Here is a 24,073-nt window from a genome sequence, read left to right as displayed (position 1 = left end):
TCTCCGTGTGAAGAACTGAAGGGCTGGTCGCTCGGCTCCGTCACGCGGGCAGCGACAAACCGCTCGGGGACACCCCGAGCCAGGTCTTCGTCACAGAGGGGCCGCCCGCGCTAGGCGGCAGGCGGCGGAAGTACGGTCTTGTGCATGATCGGCACCCTATGCCGTGGGCTGTCGGGCCGCCAACTCGGCCTCCGGGTGCACGCCGTCGCCGAGGCTCTCGTGCGCACCGCCCGCAGCCGGCGGCCCACCCGAAGCAACCGGCCCGGACGGCGCCTTCGGTGCCTGCGACTGCGCGATGAAGGCACCGGCCAGCACCAGCGCACCTCCCACGATCTGCGGTGCCGACAGGTGCTCACCCAGCAGCACCCATGCCAGCACGGTCGCCACGACCGCCTCGAGACAGGCCACCACTCCCGCGATCTGCGGCGAGAGCTTGCGCACCGAGACGACCCCGGTGACATACGCAAGCACGGTCGCGACGAGCACGACCCAGCCGAGGAGCAGCGCCGCGGGGACCGCCGTCCCGCTCATGTCCGCACTGCCGCCCAGCAGCGCCCAGTCCATGGACCACGGCCGGGCCACGAGCGTGAGGACCGCGGCGCCGACGAGAAGTCCGTACGCGATGACCCCCAGCGGGTCGGCCGCGTCGTCGCCGCCCGTGCCGTGGTCGGCCAGGACGAAGTAGCTGACCTGGCAGCACGCGGCCCCCAGCGCCAGCAGCAGCCCGAGCGCGTCGAAGCCGAGTCCCGACCAGACCTGGACGACGCATGCGAGACCTGCGACGGCGAGTGCCACGCCGACCGCCGCGGCCCGGGTGACGGGCCGGCGCTGGACGAAACGGATCCAGCCGAGGAGCAGCGCCGGGCCGAGGTATTCGATGAGCAGCGCGACGCCGACAGGAATCCGGGAGATCGCGGCGAAGTAGCAGGCCTGTACGCCGGCCACGGCCAGCAGCCCGAACCCGGCCAGCAGCGCGGGCTTGCGCACCACCAGAGCCCGGTGGCGCCAGGCCACGGGCAGCATGATGAGAGCGGAGCCGGCCACTCGCAGCCAGACGACATGCAGCGGGTCGAGCCCCGCTTCGATCAGCGGCTTGGCCGCGACACCTGATCCACCGAACGCGAACGCCGAGCCAAGGGCGAGTCCCAGGCCGGCGCTCCTTCCCTGAGACGCACGCATTGGCACATCATGTCAGGCCGAGTCAGGACCGTCACCCGGGTGACACATGTCGAGACCTGCCCGGTATCCGCTCTGCCAGCAGGTTCGTGTCGACCCCCGCCCGCCGCAGCACTTCGACCGCCCGGCACCGGGGGTCCACGGCGATACAGGCGAGCACATCCGTGCCCCGCACACGCGCATCGCCGCGCAGCCCGGCCCGGGCGAACGCACCCTCCATGGCGGCCACCGCCGACGGCGACCAGCCCGACCCCGAATCCGCCCCCCAACGGGCCGGACTCCCTGCCGCACTTCGCCCCTCTCTCAGCACTGGAACCGCACCGGAGTCCTCGACCGAGCTCTGCCAGCGCAGCCCGTAGCCGATGCTGCGCTGCACGAGGTAGCCGAGCACGCGCGCGATCTGGGAAGCGTCTCCGACGGCGGCCCGCACCTCGGGGTCCGACTCCATCAGGGAGTGGAGCAGATGAGCCGTGTCGATCTGCCGGTCGCCGTCCCTGAGCGCCCGTCTGCGCGCACCGGCGACCACCGAGGCCAACTCCACGGTGAGTACGCCTTCGACGGCTGCACGGAGAGGGGTGGTCTGGGCAGGCACCCGCGGGACCGGACTTTGCACAGGTCCCACCTCATCAGTTCGCGGCCGCCCCGGCGTCCCCGCGGGGAATCATTTCCGCCTCCCACCGAGGGTGCGGACGCGCGCCGGCCCGTCCTCCTTACGGATGAGATCGGGACATGTTTCCCCCTCCGGGGCGCGCCGCCTTGCCGTATCTGCGCGCGGCGCAATCTGACTGTTCATCAGTATTGAATGTTCCGGCACCTGCGGCTACGTTCCGCGACACCGAAACCCGACCCGAAGGGGTGGTCGCATGGCCGAAGTCAGCGCAGAGGCACGTATCGAGGCGCCCGCCGGGAAGGTCTGGGCCCAGCTGACGGACTTCGACTCGTACGGCCGGTGGAATGCGACCCACACCAGCTTCCCCCAGGGCGGTCCGGACACCCTGGCGGCGGGCGCCACGTTCGCGGAGAACATGAAACTGATGGGCTTTCCCGCCGAAGTGACATGGACCATCGAGGAGTTGGAGGCGGAACGGGTGTTCGCCATCAAGGGCAAGGGCCCGATGGCCGTCAACGTCGGCACCCGGTACGTCCTCACCCCGGACGGGGACGCCACCACAGTGCGCATCGACGGGGAGTTCACCGGCGCCGCGGTGTCGTTGATGGCCGGCAAACTCAGGGACTCGGCAACCGCGGCGCTCAACGAGTCGCTGCGCAAGCTCGGCGGACTGGTGACCTGACCACGCACACAGGAGCAGGGGCCCGCACGGGACCCCTGCTCCTGTCAGAGCCGGCTCAGCGCTCGTCCCGGACGGCTCAGTGCTCGTCGGCGAGGATCAGATACAGCTTCTTGCGTGCCTCGTTGATGACGCCGACGGCCTTCTGCCGCTGCTCGGCGCTACCGGTCTTCCAGACCTGGCCGAACGCCTCCATCAGACCGAAGCCGGCCTGCCGGATCTCGTTGACCGTGTCCCAGTCGACGCCGCGCCCGGCCTCTTCCCAGGGAGCCTCCGGCCCCGACTGGGCCTCGGTGCGCCCGGCATCGGTGAGCGTGAACAGCTTCTTGCCGCCCTCGCTCTCGCTGACGATCAGCCCCTCGTCCTCGAGCAGCTGAAGCGTCGGATAGACCGAGCCGGGACTGGGCTTCCAGGCCCCGCCGCTGCGCTCGCCGATCTCCTGGATCATCTCGTAGCCGTGCATCGGGCGGTCCTTGAGCAGGGCGAGGATCGAGGCACGCACATCACCGCGCCGCGCGCGCCCCCGGCCGCCGCCGCGACCGCGCCCGCCCCCGAAAGGTCCACCGAAGGGCGGCCCCCAGGGCCCGAACGCCGCGCGCCGCGCCTCGTACTCACCGTGACCTTGATGGCCGGGCCCGCAGTGCCCATGACCCCGACCGTGTTCGTGTCCATGCGAACGCATCGCTACGCTCCTTCCATCGTTGATCTGTCGCGATGCGTCAACGATATATCGGAATGTGTCGCCGGACAAGACTCGATCGGTCCAACGACCTCGAATTGGCCTTGGCCTGCGGCTTTGCCGGACCTCTACGGTCACTGCATGCGGATTCGAATCGTCGACGCCTTCACCGACCGCCCCTTCGCGGGCAACCCCGCCGGAGTGCTGCTGCTGGACTCCGACGGCTTCCCGGACGCCTCCTGGCTCCAGCACGTGGCGACCGAGGTGAATCTCTCGGAGACCGCGTTCTGCCACCCGCTGCCCACCCAAGGCGAGGCGGACTGGGCGCTGCGCTGGTTCACCCCGGCCACCGAGGTCGACATGTGCGGCCATGCCACGCTCGCCGCCGCCCATGTCCTGCACACCACGGGTACCGCGAGCGGCACGGTCCGCTTCGCGGCGCGCTGCGGCATCCTCACCGCCACCGCCCACCCGGACGGAACGATCACCCTCGACTTCCCCACGTCGCCGCTCACCCCCGTCGAGACCCCCGAGGGCCTCGCCGAGGCCCTCGGCGCGAAGGCGGTGTCCGTCCACGACACCGGCGTGCACATCGGTGACCTGCTGGTCGAGGTGGCAGACGAGCGGACCGTACGGGGGCTGAGGCCCGACTTCGCCGGGCTCGTGGCGCTGTCCGAGCGCGGCATCATCGCCACAGCCGCGGCCGAAGACCCCTCAGCCGGTTACGACTTCGTCTCGCGCGGCTTCTTCCCCCGGGTGGGCATCGACGAGGACCCGGTCACCGGCAGTGCGCACACGGCTCTCGCGCCGTACTGGTCCGACCGGCTCGGACGCGACGAGCTGACCGGCCTGCAGGCCTCGGCCCGCTCCGGCCTGGTCCACACCGCCCTGCGCGGCGATCGCACACTCCTCACCGGCCGGGCCGTGACCGTGATCGACGGCGAGCTGCTCACGGCACCCTGACGGTGTTGCCCACGTAAGCGTGAGGGGCGTACGGCTGCGGCCGTACGCCCCTCGTACCGCTCATCGCGCCGGCCTCATGGCGTGGGCAGCCACCCCACCTTCCCGACCAGCAGCCCGTAACCGACGAAGGCCACGATGTCGAGCAGCGCATGCGCGGCGACCAGCGGCCCGACCCGCCCCCAGCGCCGGTACAGCAGGACGAAGACGGCGCCCATCACCATGTTGCCGACGAAGCCGCCGATGCCCTGGTAGAGGTGGTACGAGCCGCGCAGCACCGAACTCGCGGCCAGTGACCCCATCGGCGACCACCCCAACTGGTCCAGCCTGCGCAGCAGATACCCGACGACGATCACCTCCTCCACGACGGAGTTCTGGATCGCCGAGAGGATCAGCACCGGGTACTTCCACCACACATCGGGCAGCGACTCCGGCACCACGGTGAGATTGGCCCCCGACGCCCGGACCACGAGGTAGAACACGAGCCCCACGCTGCCGATCCCCGCGGCGACCAGCGTGCCCCGCCCCAGGTCCTGCCAGGGCCTGGTGCGGTCGAAGCCGATCGCCCGCATCCCGCCGGCCCGTTCCCGGTACAGAAGGTGCGCCACCAGCGCGACCGGAACGAGGGCCGTGGTGATCCCGAAGAGCTGCCAGGCCAGATCCAGCCAGGGCCGCCCGGGGGCGAACGAGCTGTTGAGGTTTGCCGCCTGCTCTTTCAGACCACCCGGTTTCGTCACCGAGCCGACAAAGCTGATCAGCGACGACAGCGCACTCGCGCCGAGCGAGAGTGCGAGGACGAGCACGGTCTCGGACCTCAGGATCCTTCGCGACATACCCTCCTGAGGGAGAGAACCAGCCACGCCACCTGCCTCCGCCTGCACCACTGCCTCCAGTTGAGTAATCCCGCCTCATGCTCATCTTCGCCCCGCTAGGGTCTCGAAAGCAGTTACGAAGATCGCGCACAACGAGCCGGGGGACACACGTCACGCGATGACGTCGGTCCCCTTTTTCTTGCACGTCGCACGTCGCACATCGCACAAGGAGGGGCACCACCGCATGGGACGTCAAAGCTTGCCCGACCACGGAGCGACGGACTCAGGCAGGTCCCGCCGGCCGCACGCGCGCCGCCGCTCGGCCGCCCTCGCCACGATGCTCGTCCTCGTCGTGGCAGCGGGGACGGGGGTCGCGGCGCAGACCGGCCTGCTGTCCTTCACCCGCTCCTGCGAGGACACTGCCGTCGAGCTGGACCTGGTCGCCTCCCCGGACATCGCACCCGCCGTGCGCGAGATAGCCGACCGGGCCCGCGAGGACCGCGTCACCTCGGACGGTCAGTGCATGGACGTGCACGTCAGCGCCCGCGAGAACCATCAGGTGGCGCAGGAACTGGCGACGGCCGGCAACGACCTCGGCTACGAGGTGTGGCTGCCCGACTCGGCGATCTGGGCGGAGCGCGCCCGGGGCACGGGCGGCGGCGTCCCGCTCACCGCCGCCGGCAATGTCGCGGCCTCCCCTGTCGCTCTCGCGACGCTTCCGTCGGCCGGCAGCAGACTGGGCTGGCCGGCCAGGACGTACACCTGGGCACAGCTGACGGCGTCGGCCGCTGCGGACGATTTCCGCCTCGGCGCGGCCGATCCGGCCCGCAGCGCCACGGGCCTGCTGGCCCTCACCAGTGTCGCGCGCTCGGCGAAAACTGCCGGCTCGAAGGGGGACACCACCGTGGCGGCCACGGCCAGGCTGTTGTCCCGCCGGGTGTCGGCGACGGACGCGCGCGCCGCGCGCACGCTCGCCTGGGCGGACTCCGGCGTGTCAGCCGACGACCCGACACGCAACCAGGCCGTCTTCCTCTCCGAGCAGGCGGCCTTCGCCTTCAACTCGGACGCCGACGTGGCGGCGCCGAAGCTCGCGCTCTTCTACCCGACGGATGTCGCGCCGCTGCTCGACTACCCGTACCACCTGGTCGACGAGTCACGCCTGAGCACCGACGAGAGCCGGGCGGCGACACGCTTCATGGCGCTGCTGGCGGAGCCGGAGTCCCGCCGCACACTCGACAGGAGCGGCTTCCGGGCGGCGGACGCCACGGCCGGCCCGCAGGTCGTGGGGACGGCGGGCGGGCGGTCACCACAGCGGTACGCGGCCGCAGGCCGGTCGGAGCCGCTCTCACCGGACGCCCTGGAGGAGACGCTCGGCATGTGGACGATCACCGTGCAGAGTGCCCGGCTGACCGCGGTCGTCGACATCTCGGGCTCGATGCAGACCCCGGTACCCGGCAGTGGCGGCAGGACCCGGCTGGAGGCCACCAAGGCATCCCTGCGCCGGACCATGGACCGGTTCTCCCCCGACGACGAGCTCGGGCTGTCGGAGTTCGCGACCGGCCTGGACGGCGGACAGGACTTCCGCGAGCTGGTGTCGACTCGCCCGCTGGGCCCGGCAGGCAAGGGAGGCGGTGCCCAGCGGGCGCGGCTGTCCAAGGCCTTCGACGAGCTGAAGACCGTGCCCAACGGAGCGACCGGCCTGTACGACACCACGCTCGCGGTGTACGAGAAGGCCCGGGCCGGCTATGTACCGGGCAAGCTCAACGCACTTGTCGTGATCACCGACGGCACCAACGACGACCGGTTCAGCATCTCCCGCAGCGCGCTGATCTCCGGGCTGAAGAAGCTCGGTGATCCCAAGCACCCGCTGCCGGTGATCGCCATCGCCGTCGGGACGGAGACCGATCTGCAGGAGATCGAGCAGATCGCCGAGGCGACCGGCGGCGCGGGCCGCCAGGTCGCCGACCCCTCGGAGATCCAGGGTGTGATCCTCGAGGCGATCGTGGAGATCGGCCGGCGGGCCCCCGCGGATCAGGGCTGAGGCCCTGGGAAGCCCACCGGCCAGGTGTGCACGGGTTCCCCTTCGTGCATGAGCTCGACATAGCGACGGGTGGTGGCCGCGAGCGCCGCGTCCCGTTCCAGTCCGGCCTCCAGCGCCCGGTGGTAGGTGTCGGCCTGCCACGATGCTCCGTTCACCCGGCGGCGGCACCGCTCCTCGATCACGCCCAGATACAGATCGCGGTCGGCGGGCTCGATGTGCCATGCGTCGAGCCCGGCCGCCGCCAGTGGCAGCAGCTCGTCGCGGATCAGTTTCACGGCGGGCACCGTGGTCAGACCGCCGCCCCGGCCGGGCCGCGGCCAGACGAGCTCGGCGTCGATGCCGTGACGGCACGCGGTGTCGAAGTTCTCGGCGGCGGTGGTGAACGGCATCCGTGTCCACACCGGGCGCGACTCCTCGGCGAGGGCCCGCACCAGCCCGTAGTAGAACGCGACGTTGGCCATGACGTCGGTCACCGTAGGGCCGGCGGGCAGGACACGGTTCTCCACCCGCAGGTGGGCGACCCCGTCGACAACGCCGTACACCGGCCTGTTCCAGCGGTAGACCGTGCCGTTGTGCAGGACAAGCTCCTGCAGCCTCGGTGTGCCGCCGTCGTCGAGGACCCGCAGCGGATCCTCGTCGTCACAGATCGGCAGCAGGGGCGGGTAGTAGCGCAGATTCTCCTCGAAGAGGTCGAAGGCCGAGGTGATCCAGCGCTCGCCGAACCAGGTACGCGGGCGCACTCCCTGCGCCTGGAGCTCGGGCGGGCGGGTGTCGGTGGACTGCTGGAACAGCGGCGGGCGGGACTCGCGCCACACCTCCTTGCCGAACAGGAAGGGCGAGTTGGCACCGATCGCCACCTGCACCGCGGCCACCGCCTGCGCGGCGTTCCACACATCGGCGAAGCGTCCCGGTGTCACCTGGAGATGCAGCTGGACCGAGGTGCAGGCGGCCTCGGGGGCGATGGAGGCCGACGTGCAGGTGAGGTGTTCCACGCCGGATATGTCGAGACTGAAGTCCTCGCCCCGTGCGGCGACGATCTGGTCGTTGAGCAGCATGTAACGGTCGACGTCGGAGAGGTTCGCGGTGACCAGGTCATGCTGGCGCAGCGTCGGCAGAATTCCGATCATCACAATTCCGGTGCCGGCTTCCTGCGCCTTGCGGTGCGCATACCCCAGACCGGTGCGCAGCTCTTCGGCGAGCTGATCGAGCACACGTCCGCCCAATCGGTGCGGCACGATGTTCACTTCCAGATTGAACATTCCCAGTTCGGTCTGGAAATCAGGACTCGCTATGCGCTCCAGCACCTCCGCATTCATCATGCGTGGCATGCCGTCGGCACCCGCGAGATTCAGCTCTATCTCGAGCCCCATCAGATTCTTGGGTCGATCGAACCTCTTCTCTGCCAGGAGTCGCTCCAGCCCCGCCAGGCACTGCTGCAACTTCCGCCGGTATCTCTGCCGATCGGACAGGTCGAACCCGCCTGCCACGACCTTCTCCCCCATCGAAGCGTCCCTCCTCGAGTGGGCAGCCACGCAGCATCGGCCGCTCGTGTACGGACGATAATGCCCAGACTCTCTGATCCATAACGCCCGCACGGCCGGCCCTTGGCCGATAGTCTGGGACTTGGCGGTCGGTCGGCACATTCCCGCGGCATGGCGCAGGCGTCACTTTCCGCCACCCTGCGCCCGGCGTAACACCGATCAGTTTCGGCCTACCGCTCCTTCGGTGAATCCGCAGGCCGCAGCTCCGCGTTCGTTTAAATCAGCATGAATTGCGGCAGAAGAAGGACCGATAGTGACCTTGCCGGTAATACGGGCGACGGCTAGCGGAAACACTGCCTGAACACGTGTCGTATAAACTCCGTGGACGAGGCAGAGAGTTGGCGCCCGGTGGCCTTCCGGCCTTCCTCTGGCCCCGCATGCGACAGTGCCGTCCGCACCTGCCCCGCTTCACCCTGTCTCTTGAGTGAGAGGCGACCCACCATGCCGCTGCATGTTCCCCCGGCTCCCGCGCCTGCCCTGCGCAGCGTCCTCGCGGCTCTCCATTCCCCCACAGCCGTCAGCGAGGCCCGCACCCCGGCCCTGAGGTCCGTCCAGGGACCTCTGTGCCCCGAACTTCCGCTCCCGGTCCATGTGCTGGACCAGATCGTCCCGAGCGGCCACACCCCTTACACCCGCCTCGCCGGCTGGCGCTTCCTGATCCGCAGCGGCGACCGTGCCGTGGCGGCCGCGGACACGATGCTGACGGCGGACGGCTGGACCTTCTCGCACTTCTTCGAGGGTCCGTACCTGAGCTCGACGGAACGGGCCCTGCGCCAGGCAGAGTCGCTGGTTACCGACTTCCAGCCACGCCTGCTGTCCATCCCGGAGCTCTACATGCTCACGCTCTGGCTGCACGGCAACACCGACAGCGACGCTTCGGTCGGCACGCCGCTGCCCACGGACGTTCTGGTGCCACTGGCACCGGCTCCGCCGGGTATCGCCGCGCACCTGCCGCACCGTGTCGCGGACCTGCTCCCGGTGATGACCATGAGGCTGACTCCCGCACCGCTGCTCGGCTCTCCCGCCTGACAGCCGGCAGGACACCCGCCTTCGCGCCCCGCAACCATCCGGTCGCGGGGCGCAGTCACGGCCACCCGGACTAGCCCGGCCGGGCCATGCGGAACCACCCGAAAGGACAGCCCAGTTGAGCTGAACCGTCCGCGTGGGTGACACGTCATTAAGCAGTAAGGAACTGCTGCCGTGAAATCCCTGCGGAAATACTCCCGTGGGGCAACACTGGGATCGGACCGACAGATACGGGGGGCGGCGATGAACAGCTCATCAAGCCGCAGGACACTCGACACAACGCAGCGAAAGAACCCACCCATGTGCCAGCACCAGCCACCCTGCCCCACCTCCGACTCCGCCGACCGGGAGGCGGCCCGCCTCGTGGCGCACCACCCCGAGCAGGGTTGGAGCCTGCTGTGCAACGGTGTCCTGCTCTTCGAGGACACCGGTGAGCTGCTGCCGGACGGACAGATCATCGCGCCGCACCGGCCGCGGCAGGCCATGACCGCCGCCTAGCGCGGCCGGACACGACAGGGGCCGGCCCGGAGGTTTCCCTCCGCACCGGCCCCGATGCATGTGCACCCGCTCAGGCGGGGCCTGCCTCAGTTGTCGTACTCGTCCAGCGGCGGGCAGGAGCAGACGAGGTTGCGGTCACCGAACGCCCCGTCGATCCGGCGCACCGGCGGCCAGTACTTGTCCGCCGCGCTCACGCCGGCCGGGAAGACCGCCTCGTCACGGCTGTAGGCATGCTGCCACTCACCGCCGAGCGCGGCCGCCGTGTGCGGCGCGTTGCGCAGCGGGTTGTCGTCGGCGGGCCACTCGCCCGACGCCACCTTCTCGATCTCGCCGCGGATCGCGATCATCGTCTCGCAGAAGCGGTCCAGCTCGGCCAGGTCCTCGCTCTCGGTGGGCTCGATCATCAGCGTGCCGGCCACCGGGAACGACATCGTCGGCGCGTGGAAGCCGTAGTCGATCAGCCGCTTGGCGATGTCGTCGACGCTCACCCCGGTCGCCTTGGACAACGGGCGCAGGTCCACGATGCACTCGTGCGCGACCAGCCCGGCCGGGCCGGTGTACAGCACCGGGTAGTGCGGCTCGAGTCGCTTGGCGATGTAGTTGGCCGCGAGTACGGCCACCTGGGTCGCCCTCTTGAGGCCCTCGCCGCCCATGAGGCGGACGTACGCCCAGGAGATCGGCAGGATGCCCGCGGAGCCCCACGGGGCGGCCGAGATCGGGCCGACGCCCGTCTCCGGGCCCGCGGTGGGCTGGAGCGGGTGGTTGGGCAGGTACGGGGCGAGGTGTGCACGCACACCGACCGGGCCGACGCCCGGCCCGCCGCCGCCGTGCGGGATGCAGAAGGTCTTGTGCAGGTTCAGGTGCGAGACGTCGCCGCCGAACTTGCCCGGCTTGGCGAGGCCCACCAGCGCGTTGAGGTTGGCGCCGTCGACGTACACCTGGCCGCCGGCCTCGTGCACCTGGGCACAGATGTCGGCGACGTGCTCCTCGAACACACCGTGCGTGGACGGGTAGGTGATCATGAGCACCGAGAGCTCGTCGCGGAACTGCTCGATCTTGGCGCGCAGGTCCGCCACGTCGATCTCGCCGTCGTCGGCGGTCTTCACAACGACCACCTTCATACCGGCCATCACCGCGCTGGCGGCGTTGGTGCCGTGCGCGGAGGACGGGATGAGGCAGACGATGCGCTGGTCGTCGCCGTTGGCGCGGTGGTAGGCGCGTACGGCGAGGAGACCGGCGAGCTCGCCCTGCGAACCGGCGTTCGGCTGGATGGACACCTTGTCGTAGCCCGTGACCTCGGAGAGACGCTCCTCCAGCTCACGGATCAGGGTGAGGTAGCCCTGTGCCTGCTCGACCGGAGCGAACGGGTGCATCTGGCCGAACTCCGGCCACGTCACCGGCTCCATCTCGGTGGTCGCGTTCAGCTTCATGGTGCACGAGCCGAGCGGGATCATGCCGCGGTCCAGCGCGTAGTCGCGGTCGGCGAGGCGGCGCAGGTAACGCAGCATCGCGGTCTCGGAGCGGTGCTGGTGGAACACCGGGTGGGTGAGGACCTCGTCGCTGCGCAGCAGGCCGGCCGGCAGCGCGTCGGCGATCGCCGCGTCGAGTGCCTCGATGTCGCCCTGCACGCCGAAGGCGGCCCACACGGCGGTCAGCTGCGCCCGCCCCGTGGTCTCGTCACAGGCGATGGAGACGTGGTCGGCGTCGGCGAGGTGCAGGTTGACCCCGTTCTCGCGGGCGGCGGCCACGACATCGGCGGCCTTGCCCGGTACCCGGGCGGTCAGCGTGTCGAAGTACGAGCCGTGCACGACCTCGACGCCGCCGGCGCGCAGGCCCTCGGCAAGGACGGCCGCGTAGCGGTGGGTGCGCAGGGCGATCGCCCTCAGGCCCTGCGGGCCGTGGTAGACGGCGTACATGCCTGCCATGACGGCGAGCAGCACCTGGGCGGTGCAGATGTTACTGGTGGCCTTCTCGCGGCGGATGTGCTGCTCGCGGGTCTGCAGGGCCAGGCGGTAGGCCTTGTTGCCGTCCGCGTCCACGGAGACGCCGACGAGGCGGCCGGGGAGGCTACGGGCGAACTTCTCGCGGACGGCCATGTAGCCGGCGTGCGGGCCGCCGAACCCCATCGGGACGCCGAAGCGCTGGGTGGTACCGATCGCGATGTCCGCACCGAGCTCACCGGGTGAGGTGAGCAGCGTCAGCGCCAGCAGGTCCGCCGCGACCGTGACGATCGCACCGATCCCGTGGGCCTGCTCGATGACCGGCCCGAGATCCCGTACGGCACCGGAGGCGCCCGGGTACTGCAGCAGGACGCCGAAGACGCCGCGCTCGGCGATCTCGGCCGGGATGCCGTCGCTCAGGTCGGCGACGACGACCTCCACGCCGGTCGGCTCGGCACGGGTCTCGATCACGGCGATGGTCTGCGGCAGGGCGTCGGCGTCGACCAGGAAGACGCCGTCCTTGACCTTGCCGACCCGACGGGCCAGCGACATGGCCTCGGCGGCCGCCGTCCCCTCGTCGAGCAGCGAGGCGCCGGAGGTGGGCAGACCGGTCAGATCGGCGACCACGGTCTGGAAGTTCAGCAGCGCCTCGAGACGGCCCTGGGAGATCTCCGGCTGGTACGGCGTGTAGGCGGTGTACCAGGCCGGGTTCTCCATGACGTTGCGCAGGATGACCGGCGGCGTGAAGGTGCCGTAGTACCCGAGTCCGATCATGGGAGCGAGGACCTGATTGCCGTCGGCGAGCGCGCGCAGCTCGGCGAGCACCTCGGCCTCGGTGCGGGCGTCGGGGAGATCGAGCGCCTCCGCGCTCTTGATCACATCCGGGACCGCGGCGGCGGTCAGCTCGTCGAGCGACCCGTAACCGACCTGCGCCAGCATCTTCGCCTGGGCCTCGGTATCAGGGCCGATGTGGCGCTGTTCGAAGGGGGTGCCCCGCTCCAGGTGGGAAAGCGGAATGCGGTTGGCGGTCATATGGGAGGCCTCCTGGTCTTGAACGACCTGCGAGGGGCATCGCGGCACGGATGCCCGGACGGCCTCCCCCTCTGTCATCTCAACCTGAGAGTTTCACCGGACGCCCACGGGCAGTCCGGCTTTCACCGTCGGTGAGAGCGGATGCCGTCCGACACCCGCCCTGCTTTCCAGAGTGACCTCTCCCGTGCGGTACAGGGGCCTGAGAGATTCCGGGGAGGATTTGCTCCTTCGGCGCCACCGGCACTTTCGCCGGAGGACTCTCCCGCACAGGGTCAGCAGCCGCTAGCCAGCCTACCAGCGCGCCTCCTCGCCGATCGCTCAAGTGGCCGACACCCGAGATGTAGCCTTTCGTAGTCCTTACAGATCAATTGCGACCTGTTGGAGGGACCGTGCAGACCGACATCGATCCGCGCAGCCTGATCGGCCGCAAGGCGTTCGACCGCAACGGCACCAAGATCGGGACCGTCGACGAGGTGTATCTGGACGATGCCACAGGCGTACCCGAATGGGCGGCCGTGCGCACCGGCCTGTTCGGACGCGATGCCTTCGTCCCGCTGGAGCCCAGCGAGGTCGTCGACAACACCCTCCATGTCCCCTACGAGCGCGCACTGATCAAGGACGCACCCGACTTCGGCGTCGGCAGACACCTCTCGCCCGAACAGGAACTTCAGCTCTACCACCACTACGGGCTCGACATCTCCTCACCGCCCGAGACGCCCGCCCCCTCGTCGGGGGACCCGTCCTTCGGACGGGTCTCCGGCCAGGAGGACTGAGCCGGCGCGGCAGTCGGCGCGGGCGACGCCACCAGCGGCAGCGGGTCCGACGGCTCCAGATCGGGGTCGGCGATCCGGAACGTGCGCACGCGTCCGGGCGCCGAACCGGGCTCCTCGAAGCGCACCGTGACCCGGCCCACCCCGCTGCCCTGGACCCAGCCCGCCCCGTACAGGGCGTGCCGCACATCATGTCCGGCCGCCCAGCGGCGCTCGGCGGGCAGCTCGGGCGCGCTCGCGGCGTGGTCCTGCCCAGGGCCCTCCGGCCCGCTGCCCTGCCCCCCAGCGGCCGCCTCGGACTCCTCCGAGGCGGCTCCCTGGTCACCGTGGTCCTCAGCGGCGGCCTGGGCGAACAGGTCCTCCTGCGTGTAGTCCGTGAGCCCCGTGACGCCCACCCCGAGCAGTCGTACGCCTCCGGTGGTGTCCACGGCCTCCAGCAGCCGTCCTGCGGCCTCCCGTACCACTGCCGGGTCGTCCGTCGGACCGCGCAGCGTCTCCGAGCGCGTCAGCGTCGAGAAGTCGAACCGCCGCACCTTCAGCACGATGGTCCGTCCCGAGTGACCGGACGCCCTCAGCCGCCGCACACAGCGCTCCGCCAGCCGCTCGACCTCCATGCGCACCCGCACCCGGTCGTGCAGATCCACGTCGAAGGTGTCCTCCACCGAAACCGACTTCGCGTCCCGCTCGGCCACCACCGGCCGGTCGTCATGGCCGAGTGCCATCCGGAACAGCGAGGTCCCGTGCGCCCTGCCCAGCAGCCGTACGAGCTCGTCCTCGCCCGCCTCCGCGAGGTCCGCCACGGTCGTCATGCCGGCACGCCGCAGATGCTCCCCCGTCGCCGGCCCCACGCCCGGCAGTGTCCGCACGGACATCGGCCCCAGCAGCTCACGCTCGGTGCCGGGCTCTATCAGCACCAGACCGTCGGGCTTGGCCTGCTCCGAGGCGATCTTGGCGATCATCTTGGACCCGGCGAGACCTACGGAACCGGTGAGCCCGGTCACCGCCCTGATGTCCGACCGCAACCGCTCACCCGTTGCCCGCGCCGACGCGGAGTCGTCCGCCGTTCCCCCCGCCTCGAGGTCGACGAACGCCTCGTCCAGGCTCAGCGGCTCCACCAGGGGCGAGAGCGTGCCCAGCAGCTCCATCACCTGCTCGCTCACCGCGCGGTACAGGGAGAAACGCGGCACCAGATACGCCGCGTTCGGTGCCAGCCGTCTGGCCTGCGCCATCGGCATCGCCGAGTGCACACCGAAGCGTCTGGCCTCGTACGAAGCGGTGGCGACGACGCCGCGTGGCCCGAGCCCGCCGACGACGACCGGCTTCCCGCGCAACGAAGGCTTCGCCGCCTGTTCGGCAGCGGCGAAGAAGGCATCCATGTCCAGATGCAGAATCGTCGGCGCGGTTCTCACACCACCGATGCTGCCTCACGCCACTGACAACGGCGCCGGTGACAACGCCCGCACCCCGCGTTCGGACGGCGCGGTGCGTTCAGACGGCGCGGTCGCGCCGCCGCCTGGCCAGCTCGTCCATGGGGTTGTTCCCGACGAGGGTCTCTCCCGTGTCGACGCGCTCCCCGTGCAGTTGCGAGAGCGCGGCCTCGACATCGCGCCAGACGACACCCACGGCGATCCCGAAGATCCCCTGGCCCCCCTGGAGCAGATCCACGACCTCGTCGGGCGACGAGCACTCGTAGACCGTCGCACCGTCGCTCATCAGCGTCATTCGTTCGAGATCGCGGAACCCGCGGTCCTGCAGGTGCTGCACCGCGGTACGGATGCTCTGCAGGGCGACACCGGTGTCCAGGAACCGTTTGACGATCTTGAGGACGACCACATCGCGAAAGCTGTAGAGCCGCTGCGTGCCCGATCCGTACGCCGAGCGGACGCTCGGCTCCACCAGGCCCGTACGCGCCCAGTAGTCGAGCTGCCGATAGGTGATGCCGGCCGCCGCACATGCGGTGGGCCCTCGGTAGCCGATGGTGTCGGCGGAGGGTTCGGCCGCGCTGCTGTGAAGCGGCACCGGCCCGCCTTCCACCGGACTGCGTCCGGTGCCGCCCCCAGCCGTACTGTCGCCGCTGCTTCTCACGCCGACCTCCGTCCTTGACCTGCCTCCTCGACGGTAGGCAGTCACCAGGGGTGCGTCAACGATCGCCACACTCGGCACGCCGAGTGATAATCACCCTGAGAGTGGTTTCTCGTGCCCCGATCCGGGGAAAGGCTACTCGAATGCGCCGAGGCGGGGCGGGGCGTCCGTACCATCACTGGCTGCTGGAGCCGAAATCCTCGGGCGAGATCTGGTCGAGGAACTCGCGGAACTTCTCCACCTCGTCCTCCTGCTCGTCCGGGATCGCGATACCGGCGTCGTCGAGCACCCCGTCGCTGCCGTAGATCGGCGTACCGGTGCGCAGCGCCAGCGCTATGGCGTCCGACGGCCGGGCGCTCACCTCGACCCCACTGGCGAAGACCAGCTCCGCATAGAACACGCCCTCACGCAGATCCGTGATGCGGACCTCGGTGAGCTCCTGCCCGACGGCCTCCAGCACGTCCTTGAACAGGTCGTGCGTCAGCGGCCTGGCGGGGGCCATGCCCTGCTGCGCGAAAGCAATGGCGGTCGCCTCCCCTGGACCGATCCAAATAGGGAGGTACCTGTCGCCTCCCACTTCACGCAGGAGCACGATCGGTTGGTTCGAGGGCATTTCGACCCGGACACCCACAACGTCGAGCTCGTTCACACAGCAACCCTAGGACGTGCCCGACCGGTTTGGGTAGTCGGGCTCCCCCATGATCAGTGCAGCCGGACCCCGAGAGCGGTCTGCACCAGGGCGGCGTGCAGCCGTACGGACAGTGCCGCAAGCTCCTTGGTCGTCGCCTCGGCATGCGCTCTGGTCTGCGGATTCCGATGCCGCCGAAGGGGTGCCACCACCTGCTCGACAAGGCCGGCGTCGCGTTCGGCGGAGGCCTTCATCGCTCGCAGATGTCGAGGTTCGAGACCGAATCTGCCCAGATCCGCGACCAACCGGGCGACGGTGATCGCCTCGGAGTCGTATCCGCCGTCCTCGTCGGGCGTGAGCAGGCCGTACGACTCCCACTCGGCGAGTTCCTCCTCGCCGAACTCGGCGGCGGCCAGCAGCTCCGCACGGCCGATCCGGGCGGCCGTCGGGCGCTCGCCCTCCGCCGGGTCCCAGGTTCCGTCGAACAGCTCCCGCTGCGGGCCCTGCGCGGGCAGCTGAAGGGGTTCACCGCGCTCCAGGGCGTCCAGCTGCTCCCGGATCACCTTGAGGGGAAGGTAGTGGTCGCGCTGCATCCGCAGCACCAGCGCAAGCCGCTCGACGTCCCTTGCGGTGAACTTGCGGTACCCGGACGGCGTCCGGCGCGGTTCGACGAGCCCCTCGGTCTCCAGGAAACGGATCTTGGAGATCGTGACCTCGGGAAACTCGTCACGCAGGTGGGCGAGCACCGTGCCGATGCTCATCAGCGTGTCGCCCCCGGTGGCGGTGCCGTGGCCGGCACCGCCCGTCGGTGTTCGCAGCATGGACCTTCCTTGGGGTCCCCCCGAACGGAGTCCGGGGGAGGGTCACACGCCCCGCTGGCTCGCATAGAAGACCAGCCGGTACTTGCCGATCTGAACCTCGTCACCGTTCGCCAGGACCACCGAGTCGATCCGCTCACGGTTGACGTATGTGCCGTTCAGGCTGCCGACATCGGCGACGCTGAAGAGGCCGTCCGGGCTCCGGCGGAACTCCACATGCCGCCGAGAGACCGTCACGTCGTCGAGGAAGATGTCGCTCTGCGGGTGACGGCCGGCCGTGGTCAGGTCGCCGTCCAGCAGGAAGCGGCTGCCCGAGTTCGGACCGCGGCGCACCACGAGGAGCGCCGAGCCGAGCGGCAGGGCATCGACCGCGGCCTGGGCCTCCGGGGAGAGCGAAGGAACCGCGGTCTGACCCGTCACCTCCGAGTCGTACGCCTCGATACCGGAGATGGAGATGGTCGAGGTCGTCTCCGAGGGGCGCTCCGCCGCCGCTCCGCGAAGCGGCGCACCGCAGTTGGAGCAGAACCGGCCGGCCTCGGTGTTCCGGTGTCCGCACCTCGTACAAACCGGCAAGCCCGCCATGGACGGATCCTCCTGCCCCGACTGTCCCGCGTGAGGATTGGTGGCATACGGATCGGAGGAAAACCCTCCACCCGTACTTGAGGTTGATGGTTCTCCGAAACCTATGCGGCCGGAACCTGCAGGGTCAACAGACGACGCGCCCTGTCCGCCCGAATTGTCACCGCCCGGACCAGCGACCTCGTCCCGGAACAGCGGGCGGTCGGCGCCCTGATCCTCACTCTGGCCATGGCGCGGAGCGCGATGTCTGGCGTTGCCGCCGTCCTCGCGCGCGCTCTTGCCGAACCACTTCGAAAACAACTTCACGGGCGTTTCCCCTTGACCGAAATAGACCCGCCCGTGGGGCAGGACGACCTCTCGACGACCACACCTGCCGACCCGGACACCTTCACAACGTCCGTATCCGTCAGACAGTTTCCACCACGCACCACATGTGTGGTGCGTCGCCCCCCTGCATGCTCATGCCCTGGTCCGGCAGCCCTCATGATCCCCCGTCTCACTGCGACGACGACCGAGCGTAGTCAGGCCGCTCCGCCGGTCGCAAGGCATCGACAACGATCTTGTCCGAACGGGCCACCGTTGCGGTGGCCTGCTCCTTCTCCAAGGTCTGCACCACACCGCCCGGAATGTTCAGGGCAGGTTCCAGATCCTGCGGCTTGCCGATGACTTTGAAACGGTACGGGGCGGTGACCGGCTTCCGGTCCACCTGGATGTCGCCCGCCGTCCCGGAGAGGTAGGTGTCGGCCACCACCCTCACGTCGTTGACCTGTATCGCCTCGGCACCGGCGGCGCGCAGCTCCTGGATCGCGTCGAGCAGCTTGTCCGGCTCCACGATGCCCGTCGGGTCGTCGATGGTCAGCGTGATGCCCGGGCCCTCGGCCGCGACCGTGCCGGCCAGGATCCCGAGCTGCTGTTCCTTCTGGAGCGTCTGCTTCCGGGCCTCTTCCGCCTGGTCCGAGCTGTTCTCCAACTCGGTGCGCTGGTCCTCCAGACGCTGCTTCTCGTCCTCGAGCCTCTGGGTGCGGTTGTCGAGTTCGTCGAGGATGCGCACCAGGTCCTCCTGACGCGCACCGCGCAGGGCGCTGTCCTCGCTGTTCGACCGGACCTGAATGGCAAGTCCGAGACCGAGCACGAACAGCAGCAGGGCGACGACGAGTTGGGCCCGGGACGCCCGCGGCGGCCACAGCGACGCCAGCAGCCGCTGGCGTCCGGTCTGCGGCTCGGCGGCGGAGGCGGCCGGCGGGGCGGGAGCCGACGGTTCGGTGTCCGGCTGCGGGGCCGGCGGAAGGTCCGCCGGGGCGGCCGGTGGGGCGGGCTGCGACGCCGGCTGCTGCGACGGCTCCGCCCCCCGCTCCTCGTCCTTCGGGTTCTCTTCGTTACTCATCCGCATCACGCCCTCAACACGTGCCGGCGGATGGCGGCGGCGTTGGAGAAGATCCGGATTCCGAGCACCACGACCACACCGGTGGACAGCTGGGCGCCGACGCCCAGCTTGTCGCCGAGAAACACGATCAGCGCGGCGACCACCACGTTCGACAGGAAGGAGACCACGAAGACCTTGTCGACGAAGATGCCGTCGAGCATGGCCCGCAGACCGCCGAACACGGCGTCGAGCGCCGCGACGACCGCGATCGGGAGATAGGGCTCGACCACCGCCGGCACTTCGGGCCGGACCAACAGTCCGACCACGACTCCCACGACGAGGCCCAGTACGGCGATCACGATGTGCCCTTCCCTGTGTCTGCCGTCTCCGGCCTGCCGCTCCGGGCGGCGTCGGCGGTCTTCGGCTCTGCTGTACGTACGATCAAGCTCGGGGCAGCGGGCAGGCGCACCGTTTCCTCGTCCGAAATACTGGACCGGATCCCGAAGTTCTCCCGCAGCGCGTCCAGATAGTGCCCGTCGGCACTGTCCTGGAACGCGGTGCTCAACTTCTTCCCGTCCCCCACCGCCAGCACCGTGTACGGCGGTACCAGCGGCCTGTTGTCGACCAGTATGGCGTCGCCCGCGGCGCGGATCGCCGACAGGGCCGTCAACCGCTGGCCGTTGATCGCGACGGCATCGGCGCCCGACTCCCACAGACCGTTGACGACCCGCTGCAGATCGCGGTCCCGTACCCGTCCCGTGTCGGAGAAGCCGCTGCTCTCACGCGGTCCCCCGCCGCCCTCGTCGGACTCCTCGGCGTCGTCGACGACGAGTTTGACTCCCGGCCCCGCGACCTCGGTCGCTCCGGCCAGCAGCGCGACGAGATCGCTCTGGTCCCCACCCTGCGTCTTGAGGGCTTTGCGCTGCTGCTCCTCGACCTCACTCCGGAGCGCCTCGACGTTCCGCTCCAGCTCGTCCACGGCCTCGGTCTGCGCGTCGACGCGGTCGATGAGCTCCTCACGTTCCTTGGCGAGCACGGGAGCCGATATCTGCGCCTGCGCGGCACCGACGGTGACGATGACTGCCGCGATGACCAGCCCGGCGGCAAGCCCCAGCTTGGCCCTGAGGGTACGGGGCAGTCCCCCGCCCTCGGCCTGCCTGCGCGCCGTCGCCTCCGCGTATCCGTCGTCGAGGCTGTGCTCCATGACGTTCGTCAGCAGCGACATGGAGGCATCCGGACGCGCGGGCGGGGAACCGGTGCTCCGAACGGGGGGCTGCTGCGACATGCCGCACATCGTCGCACGTCGCGGCCGCTACCGCCGAATGGCCCCACCGGTGTGCCGGAAGCCGTCCTCGGACGACTGCCGGCACACCGGCTCACACCTCAGTGACCTGCGCTGTCGACGACCGCGGCCCACTCGTCCAGCAGGGCCTGCGCCGACGTGTCGTCCGGCCCTTCTGCCCACAGATGAGTGACGGCCTCGGCGGGGTCCGGGAGCACCATGACCCAGCGCCCGTCGGCCTCCACCACGCGGACTCCGTCGGTCGTGTCGACGTGCCGGTCACCGGCCGCCTCGACGACGCGCCTCATCACCAGCCCCTTCACGGCCCACGGGGTCGGCAGATCACGCTTCAGCACATGTGCCCGCGGGATCCGGGCATCGATCTGGCTGAGCGTGAGCTGCGTCCGGGCCACCAGACCCACCAACCGCACGAACGCGGCCGATCCGTCGAACACACTGCTGAACTCCGGGATGATGAAGCCGCCCCGGCCGTCGCCGCCGAAGATGGTGGTCTCCTCCCGGCCGACCCGGGTGAGGTCGTCGGGCGATGTGGTCGTCCACTCCACCTGCGTGCCGTGATACGCCGCCACCTGCTCGGCGATCCTCGTGGTCGTCACCGGCAGCGCGACCCGACCGCTGCGCCGCTCGGCGGCCACCAGGTCCAGCAGCACCAGCAGCGCTCGGTCGTCCTCGACGATCCGGCCCCGCTCGTCGACGAGCGAGAACCGTTCACCGACGGGGTCGAACCGCACGCCGAACGCCGCTCGTGCGGAAGCGACGATCTCGCCCAGGCGTACCAGTCCCGACCTGCGGGTGTCGGCCGTCTCCGTGGGCCGGGCCTCGTCGAGACCCGGGTTGATCGTCAAGGCGTCCACACCCAGGCGTCCGAGCAGGCTCGGCAGTACGAGCCCGGCGCTGCCGTTCGACGCGTCGATGACGACCTTCAGGCCGGACTCCGCGATCCCGGACGTGTCCACATTGCGCAGCAGGGACCCGGTGTACGAGTCGAAGACGCTGGACGGAAAGTGCAGATCCCCGATCTCACCGGGGAAGGCCCGGCGGTACTCCTGGCGGGCGAACACGCGGTCCAGCTTCCGCTGACCGCCCTGGGAGAGATCGGCGCCACGTTCGTCGAAGAACATGATGTCGACGGAGTCGGGCACACCCGGAGACGTACGGATCATGATTCCGCCCGCGCTGCCGCGCGCGGTCTGCTGCCGTGCCACGGGCAGCGGCACGTTCTCCAGGTCGCGTACGTCGATGGCACTGGCCTGGAGCGCGGAGATGACCGCCCGTTTCAAGGCTCGCGCACCACGCGAGTGGTCGCGCGCGGTGGTGACGGTCGCACCCTTCTTGAGGGTGGTGGCGTACGCGCCTGCCAGCCGCACCGCGAGCTCGGGCGTGATCTCCACGTTCAGGATCCCGGAGACGCCGCGGGTGCCGAACAGATGCGCCTGCCCCCTCGACTCCCAGATCACCGACGTGTTGACGAACGCACCGGCCTCGATGGTCTTGAACGGATAGACCCGCACGTTTCCCTGGACAATCGATTCTTCGCCCACCAGGCACTCGTCACCGATCACCGCACCGTCCTCGATGCGCGCGGCGCGCATGATGTCGGTGTTCTTGCCGATGACACAGCCGCGGAGATTGCAGTGCTGGCCGATGTAGACGTTGTCGTGGATCACGGCCCGGTGCAGGAATGCCCCGCTCTTGACGACGACGTTGGAGCCGATGACGGTGTGCTCGCGGAGCTCCACGCCGGCTTCGATCTTGGCGTAGTCACCGATGTACAGCGGGCCCCGCAGAACCGCCTCGGGGTGCACCTCGGCGCCTTCGGCGACCCAGACACCCGGCGAGATCTCGAACCCGTCGAGCTCCACCTGCACCTTGCCCTCGAGGACATCGGCCTGAGCCTTCACATAGCTCTCATGGGTGCCCACATCTTCCCAGTAGCCCTCGGCGATGTAGCCGTAGATCGGCTTGCCTTCCTTCATGAGCTGGGGGAAGACGTCCCCGGACCAGTCGACCGACACATCGGCTTCGACGTAGTCGAAGACTTCGGGCTCCATGACATAGATGCCCGTGTTGACGGTGTCCGAGAAGACCTGGCCCCAGGTCGGCTTCTCCAGGAAGCGCTCGACCTTTCCTTCTTCGTCGACGATCGTGATACCGAATTCCAGCGGATTCGGTACACGCGTCAGACAGACGGTGACCAGTGCCCCTTTCTCCTTGTGGAAGGCGATGAGGTCCGTGAGGTCGAAGTCGGTGAGGGCATCCCCGGAAATGACGAGGAACGCGTCGTCCTTCAGCGCTTCCTCGGCATTCTTCACACTTCCCGCGGTGCCGAGTGGCTTCTCCTCATTGGCATAGGTGAGCTCCATCCCGAGCTCTTCGCCGTCACCGAAGTAGTTCTTGACGAGCGAGGCGAGAAACTGCACGGTAACGACGGTCTCATTGAGCCCGTGCCGCTTGAGCAGCCGAAGCACATGCTCCATGATCGGCCGATTGGCCACCGGCAGGAGCGGCTTGGGCATACTCGACGTCATGGGGCGAAGCCGGGTTCCTTCGCCACCGGCCATCACGACGGCCTTCATGTCGGAAGCGTCCTCCTTGAAGAGACGACGGTCTAGCCGACTTCACCCGCCCAAAATGAGGCCCTTTGGCGTCATGCGCGGCCGGCGACACTGCACGGCACCGCGCCGACGAGGTCAATCGGCCACTGCGTCCGCCTTGACGAGTCGGCGGACCTGGACCACATAGAGGATCCCTGCCCACCAATAGAGAGTTGTACCCCATCCGGCGAACGCCCATCCGAAAATCGCGGCGAGTGACGCAAGCCACCCCACTCCGTCACTCAGGAGCAGCAAGGGGAAGGCGTACATGAGGTTGAAGGTGGCCGCCTTGCCGAGGAAGTTCACCTGCGGCGGGGGATAGCCGTGCCGGCGAAGGATGCCCACCATCACCAGCAGCATCAGTTCTCGTGCCAAAAGGGCGAGCGTCAGCCAGAGCGGCAGAATCTCGCGCCACGTCAGTCCGACCAGGGTGGACAGGATGTACAAACGGTCGGCGGCCGGATCGAGGATCCGGCCCAGGCTGCTGATCTGGTTCCAGCGTCGGGCGAGCTTGCCGTCAAGATAGTCGCTGACGCCGCTCAGCATGAGTACCAGCAGTGCCCAGCCATCGCTCTTGGGGCCGCCGAACTCGGGGCGGAGAATCAGCCACAGGAAGAGCGGCACGCCGACAAGACGCGCCATGCTGAGGATGTTGGGGATGGTGAGTACCCGGTCCGTCTGAACGCGGGTCTCCTGGACCTCCACCCGGGGCCTCCTGTGTGGAACGTACCAACGATGCCTCATGACCTTACCGTCAGCCATCGGGGTCTCCTGCACAGGGGTATCAGGACTGCCCCTGAACGCAGAAAAGCCCCGCACCGTAACCCGGTGCGGGGCTTTTCACAAAGATTGTTCGGCGGCGTCCTACTCTCCCACAGGGTCCCCCCTGCAGTACCATCGGCGCTGAAAGGCTTAGCTTCCGGGTTCGGAATGTAACCGGGC

Annotated in this window: 22 protein-coding genes, 1 rRNA gene and 1 riboswitch; of the genes, 6 read left to right on the top strand and 17 right to left on the bottom strand. The window is 69.3% G+C overall.

All coding sequences use genetic code 11. From position 1 onward, the window contains the following. Positions 1–156: 156 nt before the first annotated feature. Positions 157–1,179, bottom strand: a complete 1,023-nt coding sequence (locus ABZ208_RS26170; protein ID WP_356911902.1) for an EamA family transporter — start codon at positions 1,177–1,179, stop codon at positions 157–159. A gap of 31 nt (positions 1,180–1,210) precedes the next feature. Then, complete coding sequence (locus ABZ208_RS26165) at positions 1,211–1,768, bottom strand: Clp protease N-terminal domain-containing protein (protein WP_356911901.1); 558 nt, start codon at positions 1,766–1,768, stop codon at positions 1,211–1,213. Between the two features lie 271 nt (positions 1,769–2,039). On the opposite strand from ABZ208_RS26165, the gene ABZ208_RS26160 reads away from it, so the two are divergent. After that, a complete protein-coding gene (locus ABZ208_RS26160) occupies positions 2,040–2,468 on the top strand; it encodes an SRPBCC family protein (RefSeq protein ID WP_356911900.1) in 429 nt (142 codons plus the stop codon). A 76-nt stretch (positions 2,469–2,544) separates the two neighbouring features. On the opposite strand, the gene ABZ208_RS26155 is transcribed toward ABZ208_RS26160, so the two are convergent. Further along, on the bottom strand, positions 2,545–3,147 hold the full coding sequence (locus ABZ208_RS26155; protein WP_328403070.1) for a PadR family transcriptional regulator: 603 nt from the start codon (positions 3,145–3,147) through the stop codon (positions 2,545–2,547). 138 nt (positions 3,148–3,285) lie between these two features. Here ABZ208_RS26155 and ABZ208_RS26150 point away from each other — a divergent pair, with 138 nt between their 5' ends. Then, positions 3,286–4,107, top strand: a complete 822-nt coding sequence (locus ABZ208_RS26150) for a PhzF family phenazine biosynthesis protein (RefSeq protein ID WP_356911899.1) — start codon at positions 3,286–3,288, stop codon at positions 4,105–4,107. 74 nt (positions 4,108–4,181) lie between these two features. Here ABZ208_RS26150 and ABZ208_RS26145 read toward each other — a convergent pair whose 3' ends face one another. Next, a complete protein-coding gene (locus ABZ208_RS26145; protein ID WP_356911898.1) occupies positions 4,182–4,937 on the bottom strand; it encodes a CPBP family intramembrane glutamic endopeptidase in 756 nt (251 codons plus the stop codon). A gap of 223 nt (positions 4,938–5,160) precedes the next feature. Between ABZ208_RS26145 and ABZ208_RS26140 the strand changes: the two genes are divergently transcribed. Continuing rightward, the gene (locus tag ABZ208_RS26140) at positions 5,161–6,957 is read left to right on the top strand and encodes a substrate-binding domain-containing protein (RefSeq protein ID WP_356911897.1); all 1,797 of its coding nucleotides are present in this window, start codon (positions 5,161–5,163) and stop codon (positions 6,955–6,957) included. On the opposite strand, the gene ABZ208_RS26135 is transcribed toward ABZ208_RS26140, so the two are convergent. Further along, positions 6,948–8,459, bottom strand: a complete 1,512-nt coding sequence (locus ABZ208_RS26135; protein WP_356911896.1) for a glutamate-cysteine ligase family protein — start codon at positions 8,457–8,459, stop codon at positions 6,948–6,950. The two genes, ABZ208_RS26140 and ABZ208_RS26135, sit on opposite strands and share 10 nt — an antisense overlap. A 480-nt stretch (positions 8,460–8,939) precedes the next feature. On the opposite strand from ABZ208_RS26135, the gene ABZ208_RS26130 reads away from it, so the two are divergent. Continuing rightward, a complete protein-coding gene (locus ABZ208_RS26130) occupies positions 8,940–9,527 on the top strand; it encodes a hypothetical protein (RefSeq protein ID WP_356911895.1) in 588 nt (195 codons plus the stop codon). Positions 9,528–9,824: 297 nt separating this feature from the next. Next, positions 9,825–10,022 (top strand): DUF5999 family protein, encoded by a 198-nt coding sequence (locus ABZ208_RS26125; RefSeq protein WP_328403058.1) that lies wholly within the window; start codon positions 9,825–9,827, stop codon positions 10,020–10,022. Positions 10,023–10,108: 86 nt separating this feature from the next. Here the strand turns inward: ABZ208_RS26125 and gcvP are convergent, their stop codons facing one another. Continuing rightward, a complete protein-coding gene (gene gcvP, locus ABZ208_RS26120; protein WP_356911894.1) occupies positions 10,109–12,994 on the bottom strand; it encodes an aminomethyl-transferring glycine dehydrogenase in 2,886 nt (961 codons plus the stop codon). 177 nt (positions 12,995–13,171) lie between these two features. After that, positions 13,172–13,269, bottom strand: a riboswitch (glycine riboswitch). A gap of 114 nt (positions 13,270–13,383) precedes the next feature. On the opposite strand from gcvP, the gene ABZ208_RS26115 reads away from it, so the two are divergent. Next, entirely contained in the window at positions 13,384–13,767 is a 384-nt protein-coding gene (locus ABZ208_RS26115; protein ID WP_356911893.1) for a PRC-barrel domain-containing protein, read from the top strand. Here the strand turns inward: ABZ208_RS26115 and ABZ208_RS26110 are convergent. From ABZ208_RS26110 to rrf, 11 genes are all read right to left on the bottom strand, one after another. Next, a complete protein-coding gene (locus ABZ208_RS26110; RefSeq protein WP_356911892.1) occupies positions 13,677–15,173 on the bottom strand; it encodes a DNA polymerase IV in 1,497 nt (498 codons plus the stop codon). The genes ABZ208_RS26115 and ABZ208_RS26110 overlap by 91 nt on opposite strands. Before the next feature lie 79 nt (positions 15,174–15,252). Beyond that, positions 15,253–15,849 (bottom strand): MerR family transcriptional regulator, encoded by a 597-nt coding sequence (locus ABZ208_RS26105; protein ID WP_328403050.1) that lies wholly within the window; start codon positions 15,847–15,849, stop codon positions 15,253–15,255. Between the two features lie 172 nt (positions 15,850–16,021). Next, positions 16,022–16,495 carry a bifunctional nuclease family protein gene (locus ABZ208_RS26100; RefSeq protein WP_026281837.1) on the bottom strand — a complete coding sequence of 158 codons (474 nt, stop codon included), beginning with the start codon at positions 16,493–16,495 and terminating at the stop codon, positions 16,022–16,024. Between the two features lie 53 nt (positions 16,496–16,548). Then, positions 16,549–17,295 (bottom strand): MerR family transcriptional regulator, encoded by a 747-nt coding sequence (locus ABZ208_RS26095; RefSeq protein ID WP_356911891.1) that lies wholly within the window; start codon positions 17,293–17,295, stop codon positions 16,549–16,551. Positions 17,296–17,337: 42 nt separating this feature from the next. Then, a complete protein-coding gene (locus ABZ208_RS26090; RefSeq protein WP_356911974.1) occupies positions 17,338–18,285 on the bottom strand; it encodes an FHA domain-containing protein in 948 nt (315 codons plus the stop codon). Between the two features lie 82 nt (positions 18,286–18,367). Continuing rightward, on the bottom strand, positions 18,368–19,255 hold the full coding sequence (locus tag ABZ208_RS26085) for a DUF881 domain-containing protein (protein WP_356911890.1): 888 nt from the start codon (positions 19,253–19,255) through the stop codon (positions 18,368–18,370). A 5-nt stretch (positions 19,256–19,260) separates the two neighbouring features. After that, positions 19,261–19,593, bottom strand: coding sequence for a small basic family protein (locus tag ABZ208_RS26080; protein ID WP_356911889.1), 333 nt, complete (start codon positions 19,591–19,593; stop codon positions 19,261–19,263). Continuing rightward, positions 19,590–20,519 carry a DUF881 domain-containing protein gene (locus ABZ208_RS26075; RefSeq protein WP_356911888.1) on the bottom strand — a complete coding sequence of 310 codons (930 nt, stop codon included), beginning with the start codon at positions 20,517–20,519 and terminating at the stop codon, positions 19,590–19,592. The genes ABZ208_RS26080 and ABZ208_RS26075 overlap by 4 nt, the downstream gene beginning before the upstream one ends. Before the next feature lie 98 nt (positions 20,520–20,617). Then, positions 20,618–23,113, bottom strand: a complete 2,496-nt coding sequence (locus tag ABZ208_RS26070) for a mannose-1-phosphate guanyltransferase (RefSeq protein WP_356911887.1) — start codon at positions 23,111–23,113, stop codon at positions 20,618–20,620. Between the two features lie 114 nt (positions 23,114–23,227). Further along, positions 23,228–23,836 (bottom strand): CDP-alcohol phosphatidyltransferase family protein, encoded by a 609-nt coding sequence (locus ABZ208_RS26065; RefSeq protein WP_356911886.1) that lies wholly within the window; start codon positions 23,834–23,836, stop codon positions 23,228–23,230. Between the two features lie 146 nt (positions 23,837–23,982). Further along, positions 23,983–24,073: ribosomal RNA gene (rrf, locus tag ABZ208_RS26060) — 5S ribosomal RNA — on the bottom strand; the annotation flags it as partial.

The sequence above is a fragment of the Streptomyces sp. NPDC006208 genome, assembly GCF_040613775.1.
In the GTDB taxonomy this organism is placed as follows: Bacteria; Actinomycetota; Actinomycetes; order Streptomycetales; family Streptomycetaceae; genus Streptomyces.
This window is presented reverse-complemented; position numbering and strand designations above follow the sequence as displayed.